We start from the raw sequence: 24,506 nt of genomic DNA on the forward strand, positions 1-24,506 counted from the left end.
TATTATTTTCTTCTGAAGGAATGGGCATGGCTTACTGGTTGGTGGACAGCCCGGGTTCTGGCGATGGCTCTCGCGACAGCGATTTCTGGCTGAAGCACCTGCGCGAGCAGGGCATAAATGACGTAACCCTTTGCAAGTTGGATGACGCCGAGCAGTGGATTCGCCTTGTATCGGGTGATGATTGCCTGATGGCGGCGGGTGGAGACGGTACGGTGAACGGCGTGGCGTCACTTTGTCTTCGTACCGGGGCAACCCTGGCGGTTCTGCCATCGGGCACCGCTAATGACTTCGCCCGAAACCTGGGCCTTCCTGAGGATCCTTCAGAGGTTGTTCGGCTGGTGGCAGAGGGTGGCTCGCAACGGATCGATGTGGCGGAGTTTTCAGATCGCATTTATTTGAATGTGGCTCACATCGGGCTTGGAACCTTGCCCTCCCGAAAAGCCAGTTCCCCAACCAAGCAAGCTTTGGGCAAGTTCAGCTACCTGGCCACCCTGTTTCAGCAGGTGGGTGCCAAGCGGGGCTTCCGGGCCAGGATTCAGACGGATCGCTCATCGCTCGAAGGCCGCTGGCTCTCCATTGCGGTTGCCACGGGAGCCTACTTTGGCGGCGGCCAGGAAATACCGGAAGCCTCGGCTGACGATGGACTGCTGGATATCATTGCCATACGCCCCCGCCCGCTAGCCCAGTTGTTACTGACCTTCCTGACGGTTCGGCTGAACCGAAAAACGCCCCGGAGAACCAGCACAGTTATTCAGATCAAAGGCAAGTGGTGCCAGATAGACACCCAGCAGCCCAGAACCGTAACCGTAGACGGTGATGTAGCCGGCAAAACGCCCTTTCGGGCGACTTGCCGGCCGGGCGCTATCCGAGTGATTGGCAAGAGGGTAGTGCATACCGGCGAGCAGCCGGCAACGGGTTAGACTGAGATGCCGGCTTTACGGGCCCGGGCCGCGTGCAGCTTTTTGTAGCTCTCGATCATCTTCAGGTGCCGGTCGAGGCCGCGCAGGTCCATGCCGGTTTCTTCAAGGCCATAGAAACGCACGGCGCCGTTGATGGAACCTTCGACGGCATCCATCACCTCGTTGCCGAACATGCGGCGGAAGTTGTAGAGATAGTCTTCCAGCTCCAGTTCTTCGTTCAGTGTCGCTTCCAGGGCTGCGTTCATGGCCTGGTAGAACAGGCCGCGCTCAACGGTGTTATCGTTGAACTGCAGGAACATCTCCACCAGTTCCTGGGCTTCTTCCAGTTCACCCAGCGCCAGGTAGATCAGCAGTTTCAGTTCCAGAATGGTGAGCTGGCCCCACACGGTGTTTTCATCGAACTCGATACCGGTGAGAGTGACGATGGTCATGTACACGTCCAGCTCGGCCTCTTCCAGCCGCTCCACCAGGCTGGTTAGTTCGTCTTCATCCAGGCGGTGGAGATTGAGGATGTCTTCCCGGAATGCCAACGCCATGTTGGTGTTGTCCCACACCAGGTCTTCCACCGGGTACACCTCGGAATAGCCGGGTACCAAGATGCGGCACACCGGGGCGCCCAGATAATCGAAGCCGGCTACGTAGCACTCCTTGCCCATGTCCGCGAGCATCTGGAACAGGGTGGCCGCTTCTTCTTCGTTGGTGCCGGAGAAATCCCACTCGACAAAATCGTAGTCGGATTTGGCACTGAAGAAGCGCCAGGACACCACCCCGCTGGAGTCGATAAAGTGCTCAACGTAGTTGTTAGGCTCAGTCACCGCCATGGAGTTGAAGGTGGGGGCGGGCAGGTCGTTCAGGCCCTCGAAACTGCGGCCCTGCAGCAGTTCGGTCAGGCTGCGCTCCAGCGCTACGTGGAAGCTGGGGTGGGCGCCAAAGGAGGCAAACACGCCGCCGGTTTTTGGGTTCATCAGGGTCACGCACATCACCGGGAACTGGCCGCCCAGAGAGGCATCCTTCACCAGTACCGGGAAGCCCTGTTCTTCCAGGGCCTTGATGCCTTCGACAATCCCCGGGTACTTGGCCAGCACGCTGTCCGGCACATCCGGCAGGGCGATTTCGTTTTCGATGATTTCTTTTTTCACTGCCCGTTCGAAGATCTCGGACAGGCACTGCACCTGTGCTTCCTGCATCGTGTTGCCGGCGCTCATGCCGTTGCTCAGATACAGGTTTTCGATCAGGTTGGAGGGGAAATACACGGTTTCCCCATCGGAATGGCGCACGTAGGGAATGCTGCAGATGCCCCGCTCCGGGGTGCCGGAGTTGGTGTCATACAGGTGGGTGCCCAGCAATTCGCCATCGGGGTTGTAGATGGCCAGGCAATGGTCGTCCAGGATACCTTCGGGCAGTTCTCCTTCTGGACCTGGCTGGAACCATTTCTCGTTCGGGTAATGCACGAACTCGCTGTTGGCGATGTCCTGGCCGAAGTACTGGTCGTTGTAGAAAAAGTTGCAGTTCAGGCGCTCAATGAATTCACCCAGGGCCGAGCACAACGCGGCTTCCTTGGTGGCACCCTTGCCGTTGGTGAAGCACATATGGGCGGCGGTATCGCGCACGTGTAGGGACCAAACATTGGGCACGATGTTGCGCCAGGAGGCAATCTCGATCTTCATACCGAGATCCGCCAGGATGCCACCCATGTTGGCAATGGTCTGTTCCAGCGGCAGGTCTTTGCCTTCAATGTAGGTGCTGGAGTCGCCGCCCGGGGCGGCAGTCAGCAGGGCCTGGGCATCTTCGTCCAGGTTTTCCACCACTTCAATCTGGAAATCCGGACCGGTTTGCACCACCTTTTTGACCGTGCAGCGGTCGATGGAGCGGAGGATGCCCTGGCGGTCCTTGTCGGAAATGTCTTCCGGCAGTTCCACCTGAATCTTGAAAATCTGCTTGTAGCGGTTTTCCGGGTCTACAATGTTGTTCTGCGACAGCCGGATGTTGTCTGTGGGGATATCCCGGGCATTGCAGTAAACCTTCACAAAGTAGGCTGCGCACATGGCCGATGAGGCCAGGAAGTAGTCAAACGGGCCGGGCGCCGAGCCATCGCCTTTGTAGCGGACGGGCTGATCTGAGATGACGGTAAAATCGTCAAACTTGGCCTCAAGCCTCAGGTTGTCGAGATAATTGACTTTGATTTCCATGGGCAGCTTACCGGATTCAGAAATATGAGCAGTTTACGCGGAATAGACGAGGTGATCCCCGATGCGCGGGATGGTCTCACAAAAACGGAACGGACGATACTTTACGTCCTGAGCGAGACCCAGAAGGAATTGGGCGGGCGTAATGTGCCTACCGTGATGCTCTATGGCCGGGTACTGGAATACGTGAATATTAGTGAGCAGGAGTTGCATCTTTACCTGGATCGCCTCGGTGTAAAAGGAGACGGCATGGGCGGCTGACTGTCATGGTTGGTGGGCGCGCATGTGCTCCGGGTCGATCCGGTAAAAACGACACAGGGCCTCATAGACGTCGGGTTGTTCATGCCTCAAATGGCGCGGCTGTTGGTAAAAGGCTTCGGTCAGCACTGCGAAAAACTCGGCTGGTTCGGTGGCGCCGTAGGGGTCGAGCCAGGGTTTGTGGTGGTGTTCCAGTCGGTGTTGCAGGTGGTCCCAGGCTTCGGTCATGGTTTTCTGCCAGCGTGCAGCGTCATCGCCACTCAGTGGTGGTGCGCCGTCTGCGGTGCCATCCAGGTAGTCCAACTGATGGGCGAATTCGTGAAGAATTACATTGTGCGGACCATGAGGATTGGCGATGGCTTGTTCACACTGGCTCCAGGCCAGAATCACCCGGCCATGGGACCAGGCCTCTCCGGCCCGGGTTTCGTCACTGGTGCTGACCACCAGGCCATCGCTGTCGGTGTCCTGTACCCGGTAGATGTCGGGATAGACCAGGATACTTTTCACATCATCGTATTCGTAAAATGCGCGTTCAAGCAGCAATAGGCAAGCGTGGCCGGCAATGGTCACCCGCACCCGATCATCGATTTCAAAGCCTGCACATTCGTAGAACTCTTTTTCGGAGATAAAGAGCTGAACCAAATTCTCCAGTCGGGTTTTGTGGCTGTCGGAGAGCCGATTATAGAGCGGCACGTTTTCCTGAAGGTGGTGCCTCCAGGACACAGGGAAGGGCTGTTGCAGTTCGCGCCGCCGTCGCCAGTTGCGGTAGAAGAACAAATAAAACAGTGAGCCACCAATCAGGGCGATGGCGACGATGGCAAAAACAAGCGGTGCGGACATTGGTGACTTCCCTGTGTATGTCCGGCCAGTCTACCGCAAGGCTCAGCGAACCACGAAAACCGAAATGTCGCTGTGTTTGACGATTTCTGCCCCGTTAGACCGCAGAAGATGCAGCGCGTCGCCGAGGCCCGGTGCATGGGAGGCCATGATTACCAGATCGGCGTTAGTGTCCTTGATCGCGCCCAGTAGTATTTTATCCAGCTCAACGGCGGTATCGACAGATTCCAGCACCCTGGATTCGGTCTGAATGCCATGGCTCTTACCCTGTTCCTCGGCAAACTCCGCCAGTTTGTCGGCCAGTTCCTTCGGGTTGTGGGCGGCGGCCCCTGGGGTGCTGTTGGTGACCGTCACATAGCACAGGCTGGCCTGGTAGTGTTTGGCTATGTCGATGGCGGTATTCAGGGTTTTGGGTATCTTGTCGAGATGGGCAAGATCGACGGGAACCAGTATTTTCTGATACATGTGTCCGTCTCCTGTGGTCAGAATTTGATCTGTACTCTTCAAGTCTGGACCATGACGTCAGGGTGCTGCAAATCAGGAGGATAAGATGAAGTATATTTTCGAGGTCACGGTGAAAGATGGGCACTCTGCAGAGGACTACGCCGATGCCTGGGTCAGAGCCAGTGAGCTGATTCAGCAGGCGCCCGGCGCCCGTGGTACCGAGCTACATCGAAAGATTGGTGAGCCGAACAAACTGATTGCCATCGCCAGTTGGGACAGTAAGACTGACCGGGATGCTATGGATGCCCGAAAGGACCCCAGGATCGCGGAGATTATTAAAAGCGCCGCTCCGTTTGTTGAGATCCGGCCTTTAGGCGAGTTTGAGGACCCCGAATGGGTGGTAATGCCTCCCGGGCACAAGGCAGATTGATCAGCCTTCGTTGAGTTTGTGCAGCTGGAAGTCTTTTTCGAGCCGGTAAGTGTCGAAATCCCGGGCCAGGAATAGGTAGCCCTTGTAATGCTGCAACGCCTCGGCGGCGAGCTGGTTGATATGAGGCGTGCCACCCGGGGCGGATTGGTAGCGGGAGCTGAAGTGGGTGAGTACCAGGTTGGGGAGCTTTACGCTCTGGGCAAAGCGGGCCACCTGCTGCGCCGAGCTGTGCTGAGGCCAGGGGCCGACCCGGTCGGCGACGTCCTGGGTGTAGGTCGCCTCGTGAATCAGTACTTGGGTGCCGTTGCAGGCATCTTTCAGCAGTTCCGGTGTGTCATTATCACCACCCACAATGATGCGCCGGGCGGTTCTGGGTATCTCCGTGTAGTCATCGCTCCTCAACAACCGGCCGTCATCCAGCAGCACGTCTTTGCCCTTCTGCAGATCGCCCCAGGATGGACCCGCCTCTATGCCGTCCGCCGTCAGTTTCTCCTGCCTTAGCTGGCGTTCCAGATTTCGTTCAGTAAAGACATAAGCGCGACAGGCAACCCGGTGCGAAAGCGCCACGTTGGTAACCCCCACGTTGTCATCCTGCCAGTAAAAATCGTGCGCTTCGGAATTGATGAAGTTCAGCGGGTAGCTCAGGCTGGAGTCGCTGTTATCTATCGTCGCCTCTATGAACCGACGCACCTGTGGCGGCGCAATGATGTCCAGGGGCTCGGTGCGGCCGAGCATGGAAGCGCTGGTAAGCAGGCCCGGCAGCCCGAAGGTGTGGTCACCGTGGATGTGGGTGATAAAAATTGCCCGCAGCTGCATCACCGAATAGCGGGTGCGCATCAGTTGGTGCTGGGTGCCTTCTCCGCAATCGACCAGGTACCAGGGTTTGGGACCGGACCGGCAAAGGGCCAGGCCAGTAACGTTCCGTGACCGGGTTGGTGTTCCGGCGGATGTGCCCAGGAAAGTAAATTCCATCGTGCCTCGTTTCGCGGTAATGTGCCCCCTAATGATACGAAACCCTGCTCTGAGATGATACGGAACCCATCATGTCTGAACTCGCAAACTACGAAAGCTTTAACATCGAAGTAAAAGACCACATCGCCCACGTACAGTTCAGCCGCCCTGAAGCGCTGAACTCCATGAACAAGGCGTTCTGGCTGGAGTTGCCCCGCTGCGTGCATGACATCGAAGCCAACACAGACGCCCGGGTGATTGTGGTCTCCTCTACCGGCAAGCATTTCTCCGCCGGCATGGACCTTGGTGTGTTTTCTGATCCGAAATCCGTGCCCATGAGCGGCGATCCCGGCCGTATGGCCGAGAACCTGCGTAGAGTCGTACTGCAGTTGCAAGATACCCTGAGCTCGCTGGAAAAAGTACGCCTGCCGGTGCTGGCGGCGGTTCACGGCGGCTGCATTGGTGGTGCGCTGGATCTGGTGTGTGCCGCCGACAGTCGTTACTGCACGGCGGATGCCTACTTCACCATCAAGGAAACTGAGCTGGGAATGACCGCCGATGTAGGCACCCTGCAGCGTTTGCCCAAGCTGATGCCCGAAGGCGTAGTGCGGGAACTGGCCTACACCGGCCGCAAATTCGGCGCCGAAGAGGCACAGCGACTTGGTTTCGTGAATACCGTTTACGAGAACCAGGAGGCGATGCTGGAAGGTGTGATGGCCATTGCTGCCCAGATTGCCGCCAACTCGCCGCTGGCGGTGACCGGCTGTAAGGAAATGATCAATTTCAGCCGTGATCACAGCGTGGAAGACAGCCTGAAGTACATGGCTACCTGGCAGGCCGGCATGTTCCGCCCCGGAGACATGATGAAATCCTTCCAGGCCAAGGCCCAGAAACAGGCCCCCACCTACGATGCTCTGTTCCCGGTCAAGGATCTGTTCGACAACTGATCCATGCCTGAACGCGGAAGTCCCTCCATGCCTTCAGCCACCGCCCTGATGTTTCAGGGCGGTATTGGTTTACTCGGCCTGTTTGCTGTCTGGCTGTTTGAGATCCCGCTGCTTCTTGATGGCCTGAATGCTGTTGAGGTGGTGTTGTTCGGCACAGTGGGGGCGGTTGGTACCTATCTGGTGCTGGTGTTGTTGTCCCGGGTGCCCTGGCTTTTCCCGGGTAATCTGAGCAGCCAGATGCAGGCGCTTTATAACTTCGCCGCCAGTTATCGCTGGCCGGTACTTCTGGCGCTGTCGGTATTGGCGGGAGTGGGGGAAGAGTTACTGTTTCGCGGGGCCATTCAGGGCTGGCTGCTGCAGCACACTGGCCCCTGGACAGCGGTTATTGCGGCTTCCGTGTTGTTCGGCCTGGTGCACTATGTTTCGTTCACCTATTTCGTGATGGCCACGGGCCTGGGCGCAGTATTGGGCGCTGCCTACCAATACAGCCAGAGCCTGGCGCTGGTCATGGCCTGGCATGCGCTCTATGACATGCTGGCGCTCTATTGCCTGCTTCGTTATCCCCGCTGGTTTGGTGTTCGCCGGCCCCGGCCCTGAACCAGAAGAGTTCCCACCTGTGAGGCGCGCGGGTATCCTTGCGCCAGTTTTTTCGGAGTAGTTGGAATGCTAGAGAGTTACCTGACCGGCCTGCTGGTGTGTGGCGGTATTATTGTGGCCATCGGTGCCCAGAATGCCTACATTCTGAGCCAGGCCATTCGCCGGGAGCACCACTGGTGGGCAGCCGGGTTGTGCATGGTGTCAGACGTGCTGCTGTTTACGCTCGGCATGTTCGGCGTGAGTGCGGCCCTGATGGCGGCACCCCAGGCGCTGGAAGTCTTGCGCTGGCTGGGTGTTGCCTTCCTGGGCTGGCTGGCCCTGCAGGCGTTTGTGCGCGCTGGCCGTGGCCGGGCAGCGCTGAAGGCATCTGGTGATGTGGGGCGAAGCCTGAAACGGGTTATCCTGACGACCTTGGCCGTAACCCTGCTTAATCCGCAGGTTTACCTGGACACCCTGTTGCTGATCCCGGCAGTGGGTGCCCAGCAGAGTAGTGCCGTGACTTTTGTGGCCGGCGCCAGCAGCGCGTCGATCCTCTGGTTTGGTGGTCTTGCCTGGTTCGGCTCCAGGCTGGCACCGGTTCTTTCCAAACCCGGTGCCTGGCGAGTGATTGATGGCGTTATTGGCCTGATGATGGCGGCTATCGCTTTACAGCTGGCCCTTGGCGGCCTTTGATATCTCGCCTTTCTCAACTTGTTCCAGAAATGCACGGATATCCTCGAAGGCTTCTTCGGCTTCCGGCAACAGCGGTGTGAAGATGTGCCACACATGCACCATGTTCTGCCAGGTGTGCAGTTCAACCGGTGAACCTTCAGCCCTGGCCTTGGCTGCATAGCGGGTAGAGTTGTCCAGCAGCATTTCTGTGGAGCTGGCATGGATCAGCGTTGGCGGCAGGTTGTTCAGGTTGCCGCGCAACGGCGAAGCCACCGGGTTGGTGGGGGAAATCCGGAATGCCGCCAGTGTGCCCCACCAGAGCACCGGCAAAGGAATCTTGGAAAGCCCGCCAAACACCGGCCCCAGCAGAGGGTCGGTGCGGATGTTGTCGCGGTTGCTGGGGGCCGTCAGGGTGAGGTCTGTGGACGGCGACAGTGCCACTGCGGCATCCGGCTGGCGGATACCATTGTCCCGAACCCAGGCAATCAGCGACAGGGTATGGCTGCCGCCTGCGGAATCACCGGCCACCACCATAAAATCTGCAGTTTCTTCACCGTCCGGGCCGTGGGCTAACAGCCAGGTGTAAGCCTGGCGGCAGTCACGGATGCCATCCATAAACCGGTGCTCCGGCATCAATCGGTAGTCGAGGGCGAAAACGGCGGCATTGGCCAGCTGCGAGAACCTGTCGGTAATCGCCCGGTGGCTGCGGGGGCTGCCGGCAGCCCAGGCGCCACCGTGGATATACAGAACCCGTCGTCGGGTGTCCACGCCCGGGGCGATAACCCATTCGCCCCTGGGTTGGTCGTTATGACGAATCTCTGAAGTTACTTCAACATCCTCACCCAGACTGTCCAGGTGATTCCTCAGGGCAATCAGCCTGGCTTTGCCTTTCAGTCCCTTTGATGCCCGGCCCATATCTTTAATGCGTGACAGCACCTCATCGTGAGCAGGATTGGGTGCGACTTCCTTCACCGCCCACTCGTTGCCGTCAAATTCGGACAGGTCTTTGACCCGGAACAGCAGGAAGGTGGCAGCAACAATCAGCGCGACAATGGCGAGCAAGGTCCAGAGCATGGGTGTTCCTTTTCGGGAAGCAGTGGATTTGTTCTGTGGATCACTGAAATCCTAACACGGCAACTATCACATCCGTGCGTTGTGTTGCCATTGGCCGGGCGGCCGGAGAGCAAGGCGATGTTTGGGAGGCTTGCAGGAAAGGAGGGGTAGAGAAAAAGGGCCCGGAGAACCGGGCCCAGGGGCCTTAGTGACCGTAGATACGCATAGTGGTGTCCTGAACCACGAGGTTATCCAGCATCACAGAACCAATATTGGCTCCGCCTACCAGAACCTCGCCGATGGACATATCCGCTGCGAAGGTATTCAGGTCGATGGCTAGTGCATCGCCGGAACCGCCCAGACGGGTTGCCTTGTAGACGTCCATATCAATGGTGGCGCCGAGTGTCAGCACACTTGGTGCAGCGGCGGTGCCATCCAGCTTGGTGCCCATGTAGTCGGCGCCGGTCATTTTCAGGTCACGGATGCCGAGGCCCAGGAAGTCGATGTCAACGTCCAGGTCAGAGATACCTACCTTAGTGTTCAGGTTCAGTCTGTCCGTAGCGGTGTCAACGGTGATGCCTACCTTAGTGAAGGCACCGACCATGTTGAAGTTGCTGGCCAGCAGAGTGGAATCGGTGTGGCCTTCCAGGGTCCACTCGCCGGTGCTTACGCCGAAGTCGATCGGCGCAGCGGTCAGCGGCAATACGTTGATGATTGCGTCGCCGTCAGCAGCTACATCGATCTCGATGGCAATGTTGTCGATCAGGTTAGTGGTGGCGTCCAGCCCGAGTGCATCTCGGAAATCAGTGATTTCAGAGAACAGACCAGTGGTATTCGCACCGCCAATCGAGATGTCTTTGATAGACAGGGAGCCTTCATCGGTGTATCGGAATTCGCCGATGTCCACACGGGTTTCCAGCTCGATAGTCACACCGGCCTGACCGGTGATACTGCCCATCTGGGCGTCATCAATGGGTTTCAGGTCGGCCTGGGCAGCAAACGGGAGGCCTGCCATGGCCAGCACTAACGCAGATTTTTTCAGGCTTTTCATTTCGTTGTTCCTTTTTTGGTTTTGTTTTCTCTTCTTTCCTGATTCGGGTTACAGCCGGCGGATACCGGCTGTAACCCTTTCCGGCCAAGCCGGAACTTTTAGAACTGAGGAGTCAGGTCCAGGTTGATGGTGTTGCCCGGGCCAGTCATGAACTGGTTCAGCAGGCTGGTCAGCAGGCCGCAGTTTTCCAGCGCGCCCAGCTCGTAGACACCGCTTACGGTACCGCCAGTGGCCGGTGAGAAGTTGGAGCCTTCAACCGACTTCAGCTCGATGTTGATCGGATCGCGGGTCTGACACTCGGAACCACCACCAATGCGAATTGGCAGCAAGCCGATCTTGATAGCCACCTTGGGTACTTTCACATACAGCTGGGAGTTGGCAGTCAGCTTGCCGTTTACCAGGGAGCCGGTGGTTACCGCAGCCTGCTCGAATTCCACGTTGGCGGCAGCATTGATCTTGCTGAACAGCACCTTGATGGAGAAGTTGCCGGAGGTTGGCTGAACTTCCAGGTCTGCTTCAAAGGTGCCGGCAGCCAGGTCGAGAAGGGTAGCGATTGAGCCAGTCAGGGGCAGGGAGCCGCCGGTCGCCTTGATCAGTGTGGAGCCTTCCAGGCCCAACAGCAGTTCAATGGGGTCGGGGCCGCCGGTGCTTTCTTCATAAGACTCTGCTCGCACCGGAATGGATACGGTGGCGTTTTCTTCGTCGCTGGAGTTCACGACCAGGGCCGCGCTATACACACCCGGTGCACCGGCAGCAAAGCTCAGGTCGACAGAGCAGCTGGCGCCAGCGGCAACCGTGGTGCAGTTATTGGTTTGGAGGAAGTCAGCGGCATTGGCGCCTTCCAGGGCAATGCTGTTGATTTGCAGGGCGGCATTACCGTTGTTGGCAATGGTAACCTGCGCGGATTCGCTGGTTCCGGACAGAACGCGACCCAGTTCGACCGATTCCGGAGATACCGAGATTTCCGGTGTCGGAGCCAGGGTGCCGCGGCCAGACAGGGCAACGTCGATGCTCGGGGTTTCGGCATCGGTAGACTCGATGGTCAGGGTTGCGCTTCGGGTGCCGTCAGTGCTTGGAGCAAAGGTGACATCAACCGCACAGGAAGCTTCCGGCGCAAGGCTGGAGCCACACTGGTTATTCACGTTGAAGACGTCAGCATCGTTACCACTGATGGCAATGTTGTTCAGTCCCAGGGCTGCACTGCCGGTATTGGTGATGGATACGGACTGCTGAGCGCTCAGGCCGGCCTGTACCGCACCGAAGGCCAGTTCTTCAGCGCCTACGGTGATGCGCGGTGTTTCAACCACTTCACCACCCACGGTGATGGTTTGAAGCAGGTTGTCCTGGCCCGGCAACTGAACACAGTCAGTCAGGATTTCACCGATCGGAGCGGGCGCAATGGCGCCATTGGCGGTGCGCGCAGTCAGGTCCAGTTGCAGGGCGCCAACACGGATGACCAGTTCGCCAATATCATCCTCTGTAACCAGGAATTCCGGAGACATGCCGGAGGCCGGAACATTGAATTCGCCTGACGTTTCGGGAACCGGCGTGGGCGGAATGTCCAGCTTCACAATTTGTTCAACGGTTCTGCCTGCGGTCACAACACTGTTGTAACTGGTGGCAACGCCTTCGAGTGTGGCGGACTGAACCAGTTTGAGGCCGGTGCGGGCATCGTCATTGACTACGGTGATGGCATCAACGGTGAATGCGGGGATGGTGTCACCTACAGACACTACGGAAGGAATATCCGCGCTGATGGTAGCCCGGATGGGCTGGTCGCCAATCAGCGGGAATGGGCATTCAAAGGCCAGTTCGGTAGAGACCTGTTCGGCTGCCGCATTTGATGCACCGCCGGCCATCAAGGCCGCCGCCGCAACGGCGGGACCGAGCTTGCGAACGCTCGTGTTGAGGTTCCTGAGTTTCATGAGTTCGTCCTCTGTGTATCTTCTTTGTTGTAGTTGGGGTTGCAGACAACACCGATAAGGACTGCTCGATCGGACTTGCAAAGATCCCGTGCCATACGCGTTTACGCATGAATGCAGGGTTATTAGACGGGGAGTAGGTGCCGCCGGTCATTGCTGGTGGCGGCACCATTTTTGTCTTAAACGGAAATCAGGGTGGGTTATTGTTCAAACCGTGAACGGTGTCAAAACGGCCAGGGAACGCCGGTCACTTTTTACTGCGGGTCTGCCGGCGAATGTCGCCCGGGGTCTGACCGGTCCAGGAACGGTAGGCCTTGGTGAAACCGGCCTGGTCACTGAATCCCAGTTTTTCTGCAATGGATTCCAGCGGCACATTGGTGTCTTTCAGGTACAAAGTGGCAAAGTTTTCCCGGATTTCGTTACGCAGTTCCCGGAAGGATGTGCCGGCGCTGGCAAGGTGCTGCCGCAATGTGCGGGGGCTGATCTCCAGGCGGCGGGCGATATTCTCGGTGGTGCAGGGGCGCCCGGGCTGGCTCATGATCAGTTCCCGTACCTGCATAACGGTCTCGTCTGCTTCCCGGGGTGTCTCCCGGGCACCGTGCCGGGTCCTGGCCACGAGGAATTCCAGGCTGGCGTCGTCTTTGCGAATCGGGGTGCCGTTCAGGGGCATGATCACCTGGCTGATGCCAGCATCGAATTCGAACTCGCTGTCTGGCGCCAGCAATTGCCAGTCTTTCTGGCTGGCTTTGCCCGGGAAGTCGAACTGGAAGGTGAAATGGCTGCATACCTGGGAGGAGACCCGGTGAATGCTGCCCATGTAGATCTTGGTCAGGCAGGGCCGAAGATCGCCCACTCCCCAGGTATCGATCAACCGGATGCGAATGGTGGAACCGCTGGATTCCAGCTCCATATCCATCAGTGGCAAGCCCACCCGGAGGTATTGAACAATCATGCTGACCAGGCGACGGGGATTTTCCTGGCCCAGCACGGCAAAGCCGAGCAAGCCGTGGCTGGGCAGGTCCAGCTGCTGTCCGAATTCGAAGGCGGCCCGTTCGTCGTGCATCAGCCAGTCGGCCTGGCGGAGCAGGAGCAGCGCCTGGCTCATGGTTACGCTGGCATCGGGGTTGTTCAGCAGGTCGTCGGTAATGCCGGTTTCCGCCATGATGGCGTGGCGTTTAACGCCGCGGTTTTCCATAAACCGGATAAAACGGCGGGCATAGCGGGCCGAGATAATCGGCACCTCCAGTGCAAGGTTGTTCAACGAATCCATGTTTCCGTCTCTGTGCCGAGGCTGTGTACGGGGTTAGTATAGGCGCGGTGTTACGGTGGATATTCGGCAACTGGTCACAAATTGGCCGCATGGCCGGATATGACAATAAAACTTCAGACAGGTTTGTCCCCCATGATTTCAGGTGGTGCCACAGCATCCAATACAGAGTTGTCCGAGCCCTGTTCGGTTTGTGAGAGCCGCACACTCGCACCGTTTATGGAGGTAGAGGGCAAACTTTACCTGCGTTGTGGCACTTGCCAGGCAACCCTGATGGCGCCGGGGTTCTACTTGTCTGAGCAGGAGGAACGAGCCGTCTACCAGTTGCACGATAATCAGCCAGAGGACCCCGGCTATCGAAAGTTTCTGTCAAAGCTTGTCGGGCCTCTACTGGCAAAGCTTTCCCCGGGCGCCCACGGGTTGGATTTTGGCTGTGGCCCCGGGCCCGCACTGGCTAGCATGTTTGAGGAGGCTGGCCACCCGATGTCGGTTTACGATCCGTTCTTCAGTCCAGAAAGGGAAGTGCTGAACCAGGCCTATGATTTTGTGACCTGTACCGAAGTCGTGGAACACCTGCACCAGCCTGCCCAGGTGTTCAGACAGCTCGACGCCTTGGTAAAGCCTGGAGGCTGGCTGGGTATCATGACTTGTTTCCAGAACGCGGATGACCGCTTTGCCACTTGGCATTACCGCAGAGACCCGACCCACGTGGTGTTCTATCGGGAAGAAACCTTTGCCTGGCTGGCCGCACATTTCGGCTGGGAGCTGGAGGTGCCGAGAAAGGATGTTGCGCTGTTCCGAAAGCGGGCCTGACCCGGTTCAAGGCGCCTCGGCAGGACATTGGGGAATGGCCGGGCATTGCTGCGTGGCGTTTTGGATCGGGCCGGGCAGGCTGTCTGCTTTATTTTTGAAGCGGTCAGGGGCAAGGGCGCTTGCGCAACCCCGGGCTTTCCCTGCTGTTTCAGGGCAACCATTGGCCGACAGGGCATAGGCCAGGTTGTTCCAGCCTTCAGGGGCTTGCGGGAATAGCTTCACGGCTTTCAGAAAGTGCTCGATCGCTTGTTGCGGCTGCTGTTGCGCATAGGCCAGGTTACCCAGTGCCATGATCGGGGCAGAGTGTTCGGGCCAGCGTGTTTGCGCGGTCTGGTAGGCCTCCCGTGCCGCACGGCTGTGGCCGGTGGTTTCCAGGTCATGGGCTGCTCTCAGCCAGGGTAGGGGCTCGGAGGTTGCCGGTAACGTGTCCGGTGGCAGGATTACCACGGCCCACCGTTCAGCCCGGTTCCAGGTGGCGTGAAAGGCTTTGTAGGGCATCCGGTAATGCTGGCGGGTATCGGTGTTCAGCACCAGCTCCTCCTCCCGGGCGTCGTAGCCCACCACCACGGCAAAGTGCCATTGCGGCCACCAGTTGAAGCGCAGGTTCTGCATGACCAGTACCGGGTTGCCAGCCGCAACTTCCGACAGTACGGCATCAATTTCCGGTTGCAGTGGATACACCACCATATTGTGGGAGCGCGCCCCGGCCACCATCTCCACCTGCAACGAGCCTTCCCGGCCGGGAATGTACACCAGCTCTTTCAAGATGTCCGGATCGGTGGACAGCCCCTGACTGTTGAGCATGGTGGCCAGCGAGGCCGGGCCACACTGGTACTTTTCCTGGGGATAGAAGGGCACTTTCTCAAGCAAGGTGGACGCGGGCTCCAGCAAGGCGGACGCGGGCTGTGCATCATTGTTGGTGGCTGATGGTTCGGGCCAGGGCGGGGTAGTTGCGCAGCCGGCCAGCAGGACCAGGCCCGTGAGGGCCATCAACCTGCTGAAACCGGAGAGCTTCCTGAGCATGGTTCGGTGGTTTACCGGATACAGTTAATGAACGAGAAGAGATCGGTGGCGCACAGCATGTCGGTGATGATGAACACCAGCAGGAACAGGACGATCACACCGACAACCCCTTCACCGGTGGGTGCTTCGGCCAGTTGCTGCTCGAAGTCTGCCAGTTCGGCGGGGGTCAGGTTCTGGATGCGCTCGGCCACCTGGTCTTCACTGACACCAAGCTCGGACAGCTTTTCTTTCACTTCCTGCTGTTCCAGCATCTCCAGCAGCTGTTGCCGGTCGAGCTCGGTCTGTTGTTGCTGGATCAGCTCACCGGTGCCCACCATGCCGGCGTGGGCAGAAACGGAGAAGGTGGTGGCAAAGGCCATCAGCAGGGCCATCACCAGAGAAAACTGCTTGGTGTAACGTCGCATGGCGTTCATTACAGACTCCTTTCTCAGTTGTTTACAATGACACTAGTTTGAACTGTGTCGCTGTTCAACATACAAAACGTTCACCAAGAAGAAAGGGTTCCTCAGAAAGTGGAAAGCCCTGTGGCTTCCATCACCCGGTACTGCCAGTAACGGAACCTGGACGCTTCCTGCCAACTTGCCCACGGCAGGCTGAGTACCGGATTGCTGTCCGGGCCATGGTTCCAGTGCAGCTCAAAGTAATCAGTCGCCTTAGTGGCAACGGGGTGGTCGGCCGGGAGCTGCACCCATGCGTTGGATTCCAGGTTCAGGTCGTCCAGGTTGCGCCGGGTGAAGTTGGCAGAGCCTAGTAGCATTTCCTGTTGGCTATCGCTACGGGTTCGGATCAGCAGCTTGCTGTGGCACTGCTCCCCGTGGGTGTTACACCAGCGGACGGCAACTCCTGCCTGGTTCAACTCGTTAGCCACCGGGCGGTTGGGAATGCCGTTCTTCTCGTGGCCGAAGGCGTCTTTATTGGCATCCAGCAACAGCCGGACGCTCACGCCCCGTTGCTGAGCGGCTATCAGTGCTTCGATGACAGGGCGGTGGGAGAGGTAGAACATGGCCATGTCGAGGCTTTCCCCGGGCTGGCTCTGGTCAATCATCGCCAGGGCCTTGTCCCGGATGGCGGATTCGGTGAGTACCTGAATGCTGCTGCCGGATTCCTGGTGTTCGCCGGCCATGGCCTCCAATGTGTTGATCCAACGGTCAATTGTGGCGGTATCTGCGCCGGACATCTGCATAACCGCGCGTTCGCTGCGAACCACATCGGTGACTGCCGGGCCATTGAAGGCCAGGGCGGTGTTGCTGTGCCGGCTGCTGCCATCGTGGGGGTTGGCGGAGGTGATCACAGCACGGAAGCGACCTCCCTCGTCGGCAACCAGTACCTTGCGATGGTTGGCCTTGAAGTTGGGCAGGGCCAGGTAGCTGCGAACGGTGGCGGGCTCCGTGCCCAGTGCGTTTGGCAGCCAGCCACCATCGGGGTTGTTGCCCAGCCACTGGCAGCAGAGCCGCCATAATGATGACCAGGCCGGGTTGCTGTCCCGCAGGGGGTCAAGCCGGGTGATGACCAGTTGAATGCCGGCATTTTCGAGGGCTTCGAACAGCGTCGATCGGGTGCCGCCGTAAAAGGTGTTAAGCGGGTCTGTGATGACCACAATGTCGATGCCGGGCTGCGCTTGCTTTCGGGCAATCAGTGCATCGACGGTCTGCTGTGCCAGGGGCCGTAATCCCTTGTCTTCGGGGCCGGTGCTGTTGAACAGGAACATATCCAGCAGGATGAATGTTTCGGCCTGCCCGATCAGCCGGAATATCTGGTCGAAAATTTCGTGGTCCAGCTCGGAGCGGCCGTCAGGGAAATGCAGGGTGGTGTCTGTCAGCAGTTGCGGCGCTTCGAGCGGTACAACGTCGCCCTCGTAGGCAAGGCCGGCCGGCAAGGGCTTGAAGGTGTGCCAAAGCCCGAGGCTGACCAGAATCAATAGCAGGGCTGCGGCGAGTAACTTCATTGTCATGGCAGCATCATTCCTTTGAGTATGGGGCGCCCGGCTCAGGTTTCGCTGTGCCGGAGGACCCGTTCCGAAAACAGCGTGAGCAGGCGGGCTGCGTCTTCGGCTGGTTGCACCGAGGCCAGCAAGCCATTGGCATCCAGCCCTTCGGCCTGCAGATCTGGATACTGGACTTCCAGGTATGCCTTCATGATGTGGTCGGTGAACTCGGGGTGAAACTGTACGCCCCAGGCATTGTCACCAATCCGGAAAGCCTGGTGCGGCTCAAAGTCGGACTCGCCCAGCAAAACAGCGCCAGGGGGTAGCTCCAGCACAGATTGCTTGTGAGTCAGCTGAGCCGGAAAGGTTTGCGGAAGCTGGCTGAACAGGGGATCGCTCTGTGCAGCAGCAAACAGGCGAACCAGTCGGGTGCCGGTTTCACGGCCTTTGGGATGGTAATCCACCTTGCCGCCCATGGCATGTGCCAGAAGCTGGTGGCCGTAGCAGACGCCCAGAAGCGGAACATTGGCTTCTACCGCCTGGCGCACCCAGTGGGCCGCTTGTTCGCTCCAGGGTTCCCGGTTGCTGACCATGGCCGGCGAACCGGTTATGACAATACCTTGCCAATCCGAGGGGTGGCCCGGGGGCGGTGTCTGGGTTACGTCAACGACGGTCAGTTGCAATTGGCTGGACAAGCCACGGGTAAACCAGGCTTCAAAGTCTCCGAACTGATCCTTGATTTGCGGATAGGTGCTCCCTGTTTTCAGGATAACCACCCGCGGGGCCTGTGTGTTGTCTGTACCAGCCATACTGCGCTCCGATGACAGCCAAACCGAAGAGGCTTATTCCTCTTCCGGCAGTTCCGCGTTATGGAACACGTTCTGAACGTCGTCCAGGTCGTTCAGCATGTCGAGGAATTTCTCGAACAGGGGAATGTCGTCGCCCTGAACAACCGTGGTGGTCTTCGGCAGGAACTGGATCTCATCCACATCGAACTCGATGCCTTCGAAGGCCGCTTCCAGTGCCTGTTTGGCCTTGGCGTATTCGGTGTTGGGCGTGAATACGGTGATCTTGCCGTCTTCATTTTCGATGTCGGTAACGTCAACATCGGCTTCCATCAGCGCTTCAAGAACGGCTTCTTCATCCTGGCCGCTGAATGCGAAAATAGCACAGTGGTCGAACATGTGGGCAACCACGCCGGGGGTGCCGATCTTGCACTTGGTCTTGGTGAAGGCCAGGCGAACGTCGCCGAAGGTACGGTTGGGGTTGTCGGTCAGGCAGTCGACAATCACCATGCAGTTGCCGGGGCCATAACCTTCGTAACGGGCCGGGGAGTAGTCTTCACCCGCGCCGCCCTTGGCCTTTTCGATGGCTTTTTCAATAACGTGTGTGGGAACCTGGTCTTTCTTGGCGCGCTCGATCAGGCCGCGAAGCGACAGGTTGGCCTGGGGGTCGGGGCCGCCAGACTTGGCGCTCATGTAGATTTCCCGGCCGTACTTGCTGTAAACCTTGGTTTTAGCCGCGGCCGTCTTGGCCATGGATTCTTTACGGTTCTGGTAGGCTCTGCCCATCGTTGGTGCCTCTCGGATTTACGATCAAAAGCGGGATTTTACTGAACCTGAGGGATTTGCGACAGGGGTGATTGCACAAGGAATGCAGAAGGAGGTTTCCGCATCCTTGCGGAAACCGGGGAAATCACACAAAATCGACCGGCGGACGGTAGTTGTCCTGGGTCATCAGGTCGATGCCGCAGTCCATGCTGCTGACCCAGTTCAGGAAGCGGTCAACCATGGCCGGCCCCTCAAAACGCTTGCCGTGCTGGGGCACGATCATGGCCACGTCCATATCGCGAACCATGTTGGCCCACAGCTGGCACACCTTTTTAGAGGCAATATATCGGCGGTGGAAGCCAATCATGTGCTGGATGTGGTTGTCGAAGTCTTCCACCGGTTTGTGATCGTCTTCACCCCCGAGCGATGCGCCCAGGTCGCCGGAGAACAGAATCTTCGAGACCGGATCATAGAACTGCAGGTTGCCCACGGAGTGCATGAAGTGCGCAGGCAGGCACTGAATATGGGAGTTGCCGAAACGCACTTTCGCACCCTGGTCCGGAATGCTGATGATGCGATTGTACACGCTGCCGCTAAGCTGGTTGGTCACATAGCTGGACACCAGGTGGGGCAGGAAGCGGGCCCACAGCTTGGAGGTTACGATGCTGGCCTTGGTGTGCACAATCCAGCGGTCAATTGCACCGATGATGTCCGGGTCCTGGTGGGAAGCAAATACATAGTCCATCTCACGGATGTTCATGTACTTGGAGGCAGCCACCGACAGCGGGGTATAGGTAAGGTCTCCGCCGGGGTCAAGCAGGGCTTCGTGCTTGCCGTCTACAATCAGGAACTGGTTAGACTGGACGCCTTCACCAGTGACCAGGGAATCAAACATCAGACACTTGTGGTGCCCGTTGTCGAACAGAACAATCGGCTCAGCTGCCATTAGGGTCTCCCGCACAACAATAAGTTACAGGCCATGGCAACGGTGCTCATGCACCGCCATGGCCGGATATTGCAATAAGGTTTGGAGACTACCGAACGGCGGGAAGCCGGGCCTTGCCGCAGGTCAATTATCTGATATTCATCATTTAACGGATTGTTGCTTTGGCTACGCCAGCTCCGGAATCCGGCGGATGCCGCGCTTCAGGCCCTGCTTCAGCGCTGCACTGACCACCTTGCCGGAAAACGGCACGATATCTTCGAAGGTGATGGTATAGCTGACCCGGGTTTGACCTTCCTGCGTGTCATAAAAACGGATACGCCCCTTATGATTCCGAATCGGGCTAAGGCTGGTGATGGTGTATTCAATCAGCGAGTCCGGCTCGAAAACCAGTACGGTTTCCTGCAGGGACAGAGGGCCGATACCGATTTTGCGTACCGAGCCGGTACCGTTCGGATCGGCCTGGTCACTGTCTTTGATGCGTTTTACCGGAGCACCGATCATTTTCCCGAAACGGTGATGGTCGGCAAACAGGGCGAAGACTTTTCGCCTTGGTACATCAAAAGTTTCATCAATTTCAATGGTGTAGCTCGCCATCGTCATGCTCTTGTTGTTGGTTGTGGCTGCCAGATTACCTGTTTACGGTATTAAACAAAAGTCGAATACTGTCCGGCCTGACCCCAATGTTTCTGAAGTCCGGCTTTGCGGTCAATTTATAAAGTATTTGAGTGGCTAAACTACACATAACACTAACAATGAACCTTCAGTGCGAGAGGGAAGAACCATGAGCACCAACGCCAAACTGCCACTGGATATGCTGTACCAGTGGGAAAACAACCACAAAGACCGGCTCTACATGACCCAGCCCATGGGCGACGGCACGGTGGATGAATTCACCTGGGGCCGCGCGGTGGACGAAGCCCGGCGCATGGCGGCTTACCTGAAGTCTCTCGATCTGCCGGAGAAGAGCCGGATCGGGATCATCTCCAAGAACTGCGCCCACTGGATCATGACCGACTGGGCTATCTGGCTGGCAGGGCATATTTCTGTGCCCCTGTACCCGATGCTGAATGCCGACACGGTGAACTACGTACTCAACCACGCCGGCTGTGAAGTGCTGTTTGTGGGTAAGCTGGATGACTGGCCGAGCATGAAGCCGGGTGTTCCGGAGTCTGTGCGTTGCATTTCGTACCCGCTCAGCCCGCCCAACAACTATGAAACCTGGAACACAATTGTTGCCGGCAACGAGCCGCTGCAGGGCAACCCGGTGAGGGATGCAGAAGAGCTGGCCACCATTGTTTATACCTCCGGCAGTACCGGGCGGCCCAAGGGTGTGATGCTCAGCTTCGACAACATGGCCTTTGCCGCAGAAGGTGGCATCAAAACCCTGAATGTGGGGCCGGATGAGCGCATGCTGTCTTACCTGCCCATGGCCCATGTGTTCGAGCGTACGTTTGTCGAGCTGGGTTCGCTCTATGCCGGTTTCCAGCTGTTTTTTGCCGAATCCCTGGATACCTTCGTGCAGGATCTTCAGCGGGCGCGGCCCACGCTGTTCTTGTCTGTACCCCGCTTGTGGGTGAAGTTCCAGCACGGCGTGCTGCAGAAAGTGCCCAAGCACAAGCTGGACCGCCTGCTGAAGATCCCGCTGGTGAACAAGCTGATCAAGAAGAAGGTGCTGAAGAACCTGGGCCTGGACCAGGTAAAGCTGGCTGGCTCTGGCTCCGCGCCCTTGTCCCACGATGTGCTGGACTGGTACCGCAACCTGGGGCTGGAATTGCTGGAAGGCTACGGCATGTCTGAAAACTTTGCCTATTCCCACATGAACAAGCCGGGGCGCACCCGCACCGGCTACGTGGGCGAAGCATTGCCAGGGGTAGAAACCCGCATCAGCGAGCAGGGCGAAGTCCAGGTGAAGAGCCCGGCTATCATGATGGGCTATTACAAGGATGACGAGAAAACTGCGGAAGCTTTCACCGAAGATGGCTTTCTCAGAACCGGTGACAAGGGCGAGATCGACCAGATGGGGCGTCTGAAGCTCACCGGCCGCCTGAAGGAGATCTTCAAAACCAGCAAGGGCAAATACATTGCGCCTGCCAAGCTGGAAAACCTGCTGATGGCCCACGAGTCCATCGAGGTGTGCTGTGTATCCGGTGCCAACCAGACCCAGCCCTTCGCCATGGTGATGCTCAACGAAGAGCTTCGGCCCGTGGTGCACGACGATGCAGCATTGAAAAAGGAAATCGAGGACAGCCTGAAGCAGCTCATCCAGGACATCAACAAGCAGGTTGATCCCCACGAGCAGCTGGCGTTCATTATCGTGATGCAAGACGAGTGGACCATCGAGAACAGCTTCCTGACCCCGACCCTGAAGCTCAAGCGTAACGTGGTGGAAGACACCTACCAGCAGAAGGTAGACGCCTGGTACGGGCAGAAGAAACCGGTTATCTGGCAGTAAGTCTTGCCAGCATAAGCAGTAACGAAAAGAGCCCCGGTCGGGGCTCTTTTCAGTTGAGGCGTCAGGAAGTTCAGCCGGTGGCTTTCAGGGGCAGCCTGCGCTGGCGAACGCCGGTCAGCCGGAACAGGGCGTTGCCCAGAGCAGGGATAACCGGTGGAACCCCGGGCTCGCCGACACCGGTAGGTGCCTCGTTGCTGTCCATGATATCCAGTTCAACATCTGGCAAGTTGTGCATGGCCATCACCGGGTAATCGTGGAAGTTGCTCTGCTGAACCTTGCCATCTGCCACGGTGATCTCCCCCCACAGCGCTGCTGACAGGCCGAACAGAATGCCGCCCTTGATCTGGTCGCTTACCACCGACGGGTTTACCACCTGGCCGCAATCCACGGCGCACCACACCTTGTGTACCTTGATCTCGCCGCCTTCAATGCTCGCTTCGACCACCTGGGCTACGAAGGTGCCGAAGCTCTGGAAGACTGCCACGCCCTTGGCATGCCCGGAAGCACTGGTGCTGTTCCAGCGGGACATCTCTGCCACCCGGTCGAGCACCTGCAGGTGCCTGGGCTGGTCCTGAAGCCTGGCCCGGCGGAACGCCATGGGGTCTTCACCCATTTCATGGGCGATCTCATCCATAAACGTTTCGACGGCAAAGCCGTTGTGGGAATAACCCACCGAACGCCACCAGGTAATCGGGAACCCCGGGTCGCTGTGGGTATGGCGTAGTTCCACATTAGGCACCTGATACGGATAGTCGATGGCCCCTTCAATGGCGGAGACATCTTTCGGCGTGGCTAGCCCTTCGGCAGCCAGGCCCACCCGCCCCAGGGTGTTGTAGAGCATTTTCGGAGCCCATGGGTACTGGGCTGGTGCGGCATTGGTGATATACCAGTCAAGTATCTGCGGCCCGACAATCTGGTGGTGCCAGCCTTCGAGTTTGTTGCCGCTGACCGCGGCCCGCATCCGGTGCAGCATGGCCGGGCGGCAGGCGCTGTGTTGGGTATCTTCCTCCCGAGACCAGATCACCTTTACCGGGGCCTTCATGCGATAAGACACGGCAGCGGCTTCCTCGATGTAATCGTTGGTTAGCCTCCGGCCAAAGCCGCCACCCAGAAACGTGGTGTGTATCGTGATATCGCCCGGTGAAAGATCGCAGCCCCGGGCGGCAGCAATGCGCCCGAGGTCCGGGGCCTGGGTAGATGCCCACACTTCCATGGCGTCGCCCTTGTACCAGGCTGTGGCATTCATCGGCTCCATGGCAAAGTGAGCGAGGTAGGGCTGTTCGTAGTCAGCGTGCAGAACCTTGCCGGCTTGCTCTTCGGCCTGCGCATAGTCGCCGTCTTCCCGTTCGCTGACACCGGCATCCTGTTCCGAATCCTTGTAGTAATGGTGGAACACGCTCTCCGTCGACAGGGTGATGGCGTCGTCGTTATCCCATTCGACCTGAAGGGCTCTCTGGGCCTTACGGGCACGCCAGTAGGAGGTGGCGACCACCGCCACACCCCGTTCAATCTCGAAGACATCCTTTACGCCGGAATGGACGGTGACATCCGCCTTGTTGAAAGATTTCACCTTCGCGCCATAGCGGGGCGGGCGGGTAACCACGGCATACAGCATGCCCGGCTGTTCGATATCAATGCCGTACACGGCGGTGCCGGTGGCCTTGGCTTCGGCATCCAGCCGTTTCATCTGCTTGCCGATGTACTTCCACTCGCTGCGGGGCTTCAAGGGAACCTCGATGCGGGGGATTTCACTGGCCGCCAGGGATGCCAGCCTGGCGTAGGGCAGGCTGTCGATGCCGTTGGGGTGTACCACCCGGCCATCCTGGGTGCTGCAGTTGTCGGTTTCTACCTGCCAGACCTTCGCTGCTGCCATCATCAGCATATAGCGGGCTTCTGCGCCGGCCCGGCGAAGGGGTTCCCAGGAGGTAGCGACACTGGTGCTGCCGCCGGTAATCTGCAGCTTGTAGGCAGGGTTCAGGTATTCCTTCGCTACGGGGGCAAAGCGGGGCTTGATAGAAGCCGGCTCTACATCCAGCTCTTCGGCAATCAGCGTGGTCAGGCCAGTGTAGGTGCCCTGGCCCATTTCAACGCGGGCCAGGGTGAAGTAGATGTTTCCGTTGTCCTGGATTTCCAGCCAGGCATCCGGGCGCCAGGTACCGGCGTTTTCGGAGTAGCCGGTATCAACAGTGGCACAGCCGGGCAGTGACAGTGACAACACCAGTCCACCGGATGCGCTGGTGGACACTTTCAGAAAGTCCCGTCGGTTCATCGCCATGGGTACAGC

At 58.4% G+C, this 24,506-nt stretch carries 24 protein-coding genes; 8 read left to right on the plus strand and 16 right to left on the minus strand.

Going from position 1 to position 24,506, the window contains the following annotated elements:
* Positions 1-26 precede the first annotated feature (26 nt).
* Positions 27-920: a diacylglycerol/lipid kinase family protein gene (locus B2589_RS08675; protein WP_286816287.1), complete on the plus strand. Its 894-nt coding sequence runs from the start codon at positions 27-29 to the stop codon at positions 918-920.
* On the opposite strand, the gene B2589_RS08680 is transcribed toward B2589_RS08675, so the two are convergent.
* Complete coding sequence (locus B2589_RS08680) at positions 917-3,109, minus strand: OsmC domain/YcaO domain-containing protein (protein WP_286816288.1); 2,193 nt, start codon at positions 3,107-3,109, stop codon at positions 917-919. The two genes, B2589_RS08675 and B2589_RS08680, sit on opposite strands and share 4 nt — an antisense overlap.
* A 24-nt stretch (positions 3,110-3,133) precedes the next feature.
* Here B2589_RS08680 and B2589_RS08685 point away from each other — a divergent pair, with 24 nt between their 5' ends.
* Positions 3,134-3,367 carry a hypothetical protein gene (locus B2589_RS08685; protein ID WP_286816289.1) on the plus strand — a complete coding sequence of 78 codons (234 nt, stop codon included), beginning with the start codon at positions 3,134-3,136 and terminating at the stop codon, positions 3,365-3,367.
* Positions 3,368-3,370: 3 nt separating this feature from the next.
* On the opposite strand, the gene B2589_RS08690 is transcribed toward B2589_RS08685, so the two are convergent.
* Both B2589_RS08690 and B2589_RS08695 read right to left on the minus strand, forming a co-directional pair.
* Positions 3,371-4,204 (minus strand): zinc-dependent peptidase, encoded by an 834-nt coding sequence (locus B2589_RS08690; RefSeq protein ID WP_286816290.1) that lies wholly within the window; start codon positions 4,202-4,204, stop codon positions 3,371-3,373.
* A gap of 42 nt (positions 4,205-4,246) precedes the next feature.
* Entirely contained in the window at positions 4,247-4,666 is a 420-nt protein-coding gene (locus B2589_RS08695) for a universal stress protein (protein WP_286816291.1), read from the minus strand.
* 85 nt (positions 4,667-4,751) lie between these two features.
* On the opposite strand from B2589_RS08695, the gene B2589_RS08700 reads away from it, so the two are divergent.
* Positions 4,752-5,075 (plus strand): antibiotic biosynthesis monooxygenase family protein, encoded by a 324-nt coding sequence (locus B2589_RS08700; protein WP_286816292.1) that lies wholly within the window; start codon positions 4,752-4,754, stop codon positions 5,073-5,075.
* Here B2589_RS08700 and B2589_RS08705 read toward each other — a convergent pair whose 3' ends face one another.
* Entirely contained in the window at positions 5,076-6,047 is a 972-nt protein-coding gene (locus B2589_RS08705) for a ribonuclease Z (RefSeq protein ID WP_286816293.1), read from the minus strand.
* Positions 6,048-6,118: 71 nt separating this feature from the next.
* On the opposite strand from B2589_RS08705, the gene B2589_RS08710 reads away from it, so the two are divergent.
* The 3 genes from B2589_RS08710 (at position 6,119) to B2589_RS08720 (ending at position 8,242) form a co-directional block, all read left to right on the plus strand.
* On the plus strand, positions 6,119-6,973 hold the full coding sequence (locus B2589_RS08710) for a crotonase/enoyl-CoA hydratase family protein (RefSeq protein ID WP_286816294.1): 855 nt from the start codon (positions 6,119-6,121) through the stop codon (positions 6,971-6,973).
* Between the two features lie 27 nt (positions 6,974-7,000).
* Positions 7,001-7,570 (plus strand): CPBP family intramembrane glutamic endopeptidase, encoded by a 570-nt coding sequence (locus tag B2589_RS08715; protein WP_286816295.1) that lies wholly within the window; start codon positions 7,001-7,003, stop codon positions 7,568-7,570.
* 66 nt (positions 7,571-7,636) lie between these two features.
* Positions 7,637-8,242, plus strand: coding sequence for a LysE/ArgO family amino acid transporter (locus tag B2589_RS08720; protein ID WP_094624725.1), 606 nt, complete (start codon positions 7,637-7,639; stop codon positions 8,240-8,242).
* On the opposite strand, the gene B2589_RS08725 is transcribed toward B2589_RS08720, so the two are convergent.
* From B2589_RS08725 to B2589_RS08740, 4 genes are all read right to left on the minus strand, one after another.
* Positions 8,216-9,295, minus strand: a complete 1,080-nt coding sequence (locus tag B2589_RS08725; protein ID WP_286816296.1) for an alpha/beta hydrolase — start codon at positions 9,293-9,295, stop codon at positions 8,216-8,218. The genes B2589_RS08720 and B2589_RS08725 overlap by 27 nt on opposite strands.
* A gap of 184 nt (positions 9,296-9,479) precedes the next feature.
* Positions 9,480-10,325, minus strand: a complete 846-nt coding sequence (locus B2589_RS08730; RefSeq protein ID WP_273134015.1) for a DUF6160 family protein — start codon at positions 10,323-10,325, stop codon at positions 9,480-9,482.
* Positions 10,326-10,423: 98 nt separating this feature from the next.
* The gene (locus B2589_RS08735; RefSeq protein ID WP_286816297.1) at positions 10,424-12,250 is read right to left on the minus strand and encodes a choice-of-anchor D domain-containing protein; all 1,827 of its coding nucleotides are present in this window, start codon (positions 12,248-12,250) and stop codon (positions 10,424-10,426) included.
* Positions 12,251-12,494: 244 nt separating this feature from the next.
* Positions 12,495-13,517, minus strand: coding sequence for an AraC family transcriptional regulator (locus B2589_RS08740; RefSeq protein WP_286816298.1), 1,023 nt, complete (start codon positions 13,515-13,517; stop codon positions 12,495-12,497).
* A gap of 132 nt (positions 13,518-13,649) precedes the next feature.
* Here B2589_RS08740 and B2589_RS08745 point away from each other — a divergent pair, with 132 nt between their 5' ends.
* Entirely contained in the window at positions 13,650-14,327 is a 678-nt protein-coding gene (locus B2589_RS08745; RefSeq protein WP_058340235.1) for a class I SAM-dependent methyltransferase, read from the plus strand.
* A gap of 6 nt (positions 14,328-14,333) precedes the next feature.
* Here B2589_RS08745 and B2589_RS08750 read toward each other — a convergent pair whose 3' ends face one another.
* The 7 genes from B2589_RS08750 to B2589_RS08780 form a co-directional block, all read right to left on the minus strand.
* The gene (locus tag B2589_RS08750) at positions 14,334-15,350 is read right to left on the minus strand and encodes a PA2778 family cysteine peptidase (RefSeq protein WP_286816299.1); all 1,017 of its coding nucleotides are present in this window, start codon (positions 15,348-15,350) and stop codon (positions 14,334-14,336) included.
* Between the two features lie 11 nt (positions 15,351-15,361).
* Entirely contained in the window at positions 15,362-15,763 is a 402-nt protein-coding gene (locus tag B2589_RS08755; RefSeq protein WP_022988645.1) for a PA2779 family protein, read from the minus strand.
* Between the two features lie 92 nt (positions 15,764-15,855).
* The gene (locus tag B2589_RS08760; protein WP_286816300.1) at positions 15,856-17,301 is read right to left on the minus strand and encodes a phospholipase D family protein; all 1,446 of its coding nucleotides are present in this window, start codon (positions 17,299-17,301) and stop codon (positions 15,856-15,858) included.
* 35 nt (positions 17,302-17,336) lie between these two features.
* Positions 17,337-18,083 (minus strand): glutamine amidotransferase, encoded by a 747-nt coding sequence (locus B2589_RS08765; protein WP_286816301.1) that lies wholly within the window; start codon positions 18,081-18,083, stop codon positions 17,337-17,339.
* A 33-nt stretch (positions 18,084-18,116) separates the two neighbouring features.
* Positions 18,117-18,845: a YebC/PmpR family DNA-binding transcriptional regulator gene (locus B2589_RS08770; protein WP_286816302.1), complete on the minus strand. Its 729-nt coding sequence runs from the start codon at positions 18,843-18,845 to the stop codon at positions 18,117-18,119.
* 124 nt (positions 18,846-18,969) lie between these two features.
* A complete protein-coding gene (locus B2589_RS08775; protein ID WP_286816303.1) occupies positions 18,970-19,770 on the minus strand; it encodes an MBL fold metallo-hydrolase in 801 nt (266 codons plus the stop codon).
* 165 nt (positions 19,771-19,935) lie between these two features.
* Entirely contained in the window at positions 19,936-20,364 is a 429-nt protein-coding gene (locus B2589_RS08780) for an SRPBCC family protein (RefSeq protein WP_286816304.1), read from the minus strand.
* 187 nt (positions 20,365-20,551) lie between these two features.
* On the opposite strand from B2589_RS08780, the gene B2589_RS08785 reads away from it, so the two are divergent.
* Positions 20,552-22,222 (plus strand): AMP-binding protein, encoded by a 1,671-nt coding sequence (locus tag B2589_RS08785; protein ID WP_286816305.1) that lies wholly within the window; start codon positions 20,552-20,554, stop codon positions 22,220-22,222.
* 70 nt (positions 22,223-22,292) lie between these two features.
* Here the strand turns inward: B2589_RS08785 and B2589_RS08790 are convergent, their stop codons facing one another.
* Positions 22,293-24,497: a xanthine dehydrogenase family protein molybdopterin-binding subunit gene (locus B2589_RS08790; RefSeq protein ID WP_286816306.1), complete on the minus strand. Its 2,205-nt coding sequence runs from the start codon at positions 24,495-24,497 to the stop codon at positions 22,293-22,295.
* Positions 24,498-24,506 lie beyond the last annotated feature (9 nt).

Source organism: Marinobacter sp. UBA3607, assembly GCF_002375525.1.
Taxonomy (GTDB): Bacteria; Pseudomonadota; Gammaproteobacteria; order Pseudomonadales; family Oleiphilaceae; genus Marinobacter; species Marinobacter vinifirmus.

Bases quoted from the DNA above. Each gene is read 5' to 3' on its own strand.
- B2589_RS08720 (WP_094624725.1), top strand. From the start codon at position 7,637: ATGCTAGAGAGTTACCTGACCGGCCTGCTGGTGTGTGGCGGTATTATT.
- B2589_RS08735 (WP_286816297.1), bottom strand. From the start codon at position 12,250: ATGAAACTCAGGAACCTCAACACGAGCGTTCGCAAGCTCGGTCCCGCC.
- B2589_RS08680 (WP_286816288.1), bottom strand. From the start codon at position 3,109: ATGGAAATCAAAGTCAATTATCTCGACAACCTGAGGCTTGAGGCCAAG.
- B2589_RS08690 (WP_286816290.1), bottom strand. From the start codon at position 4,204: ATGTCCGCACCGCTTGTTTTTGCCATCGTCGCCATCGCCCTGATTGGT.
- B2589_RS08790 (WP_286816306.1), bottom strand. From the start codon at position 24,497: ATGGCGATGAACCGACGGGACTTTCTGAAAGTGTCCACCAGCGCATCC.
- B2589_RS08780 (WP_286816304.1), bottom strand. From the start codon at position 20,364: ATGGCGAGCTACACCATTGAAATTGATGAAACTTTTGATGTACCAAGG.
- B2589_RS08740 (WP_286816298.1), bottom strand. From the start codon at position 13,517: ATGGATTCGTTGAACAACCTTGCACTGGAGGTGCCGATTATCTCGGCC.
- B2589_RS08710 (WP_286816294.1), top strand. From the start codon at position 6,119: ATGTCTGAACTCGCAAACTACGAAAGCTTTAACATCGAAGTAAAAGAC.
- B2589_RS08745 (WP_058340235.1), top strand. From the start codon at position 13,650: ATGATTTCAGGTGGTGCCACAGCATCCAATACAGAGTTGTCCGAGCCC.
- B2589_RS08730 (WP_273134015.1), bottom strand. From the start codon at position 10,325: ATGAAAAGCCTGAAAAAATCTGCGTTAGTGCTGGCCATGGCAGGCCTC.
- B2589_RS08705 (WP_286816293.1), bottom strand. From the start codon at position 6,047: ATGGAATTTACTTTCCTGGGCACATCCGCCGGAACACCAACCCGGTCA.
- B2589_RS08760 (WP_286816300.1), bottom strand. From the start codon at position 17,301: ATGACAATGAAGTTACTCGCCGCAGCCCTGCTATTGATTCTGGTCAGC.
- B2589_RS08675 (WP_286816287.1), top strand. From the start codon at position 27: ATGGCTTACTGGTTGGTGGACAGCCCGGGTTCTGGCGATGGCTCTCGC.
- B2589_RS08775 (WP_286816303.1), bottom strand. From the start codon at position 19,770: ATGGCAGCTGAGCCGATTGTTCTGTTCGACAACGGGCACCACAAGTGT.
- B2589_RS08750 (WP_286816299.1), bottom strand. From the start codon at position 15,350: ATGCTCAGGAAGCTCTCCGGTTTCAGCAGGTTGATGGCCCTCACGGGC.
- B2589_RS08770 (WP_286816302.1), bottom strand. From the start codon at position 18,845: ATGGGCAGAGCCTACCAGAACCGTAAAGAATCCATGGCCAAGACGGCC.
- B2589_RS08715 (WP_286816295.1), top strand. From the start codon at position 7,001: ATGCCTTCAGCCACCGCCCTGATGTTTCAGGGCGGTATTGGTTTACTC.
- B2589_RS08785 (WP_286816305.1), top strand. From the start codon at position 20,552: ATGAGCACCAACGCCAAACTGCCACTGGATATGCTGTACCAGTGGGAA.
- B2589_RS08700 (WP_286816292.1), top strand. From the start codon at position 4,752: ATGAAGTATATTTTCGAGGTCACGGTGAAAGATGGGCACTCTGCAGAG.
- B2589_RS08695 (WP_286816291.1), bottom strand. From the start codon at position 4,666: ATGTATCAGAAAATACTGGTTCCCGTCGATCTTGCCCATCTCGACAAG.
- B2589_RS08765 (WP_286816301.1), bottom strand. From the start codon at position 18,083: ATGGCTGGTACAGACAACACACAGGCCCCGCGGGTGGTTATCCTGAAA.
- B2589_RS08685 (WP_286816289.1), top strand. From the start codon at position 3,134: ATGAGCAGTTTACGCGGAATAGACGAGGTGATCCCCGATGCGCGGGAT.
- B2589_RS08755 (WP_022988645.1), bottom strand. From the start codon at position 15,763: ATGAACGCCATGCGACGTTACACCAAGCAGTTTTCTCTGGTGATGGCC.
- B2589_RS08725 (WP_286816296.1), bottom strand. From the start codon at position 9,295: ATGCTCTGGACCTTGCTCGCCATTGTCGCGCTGATTGTTGCTGCCACC.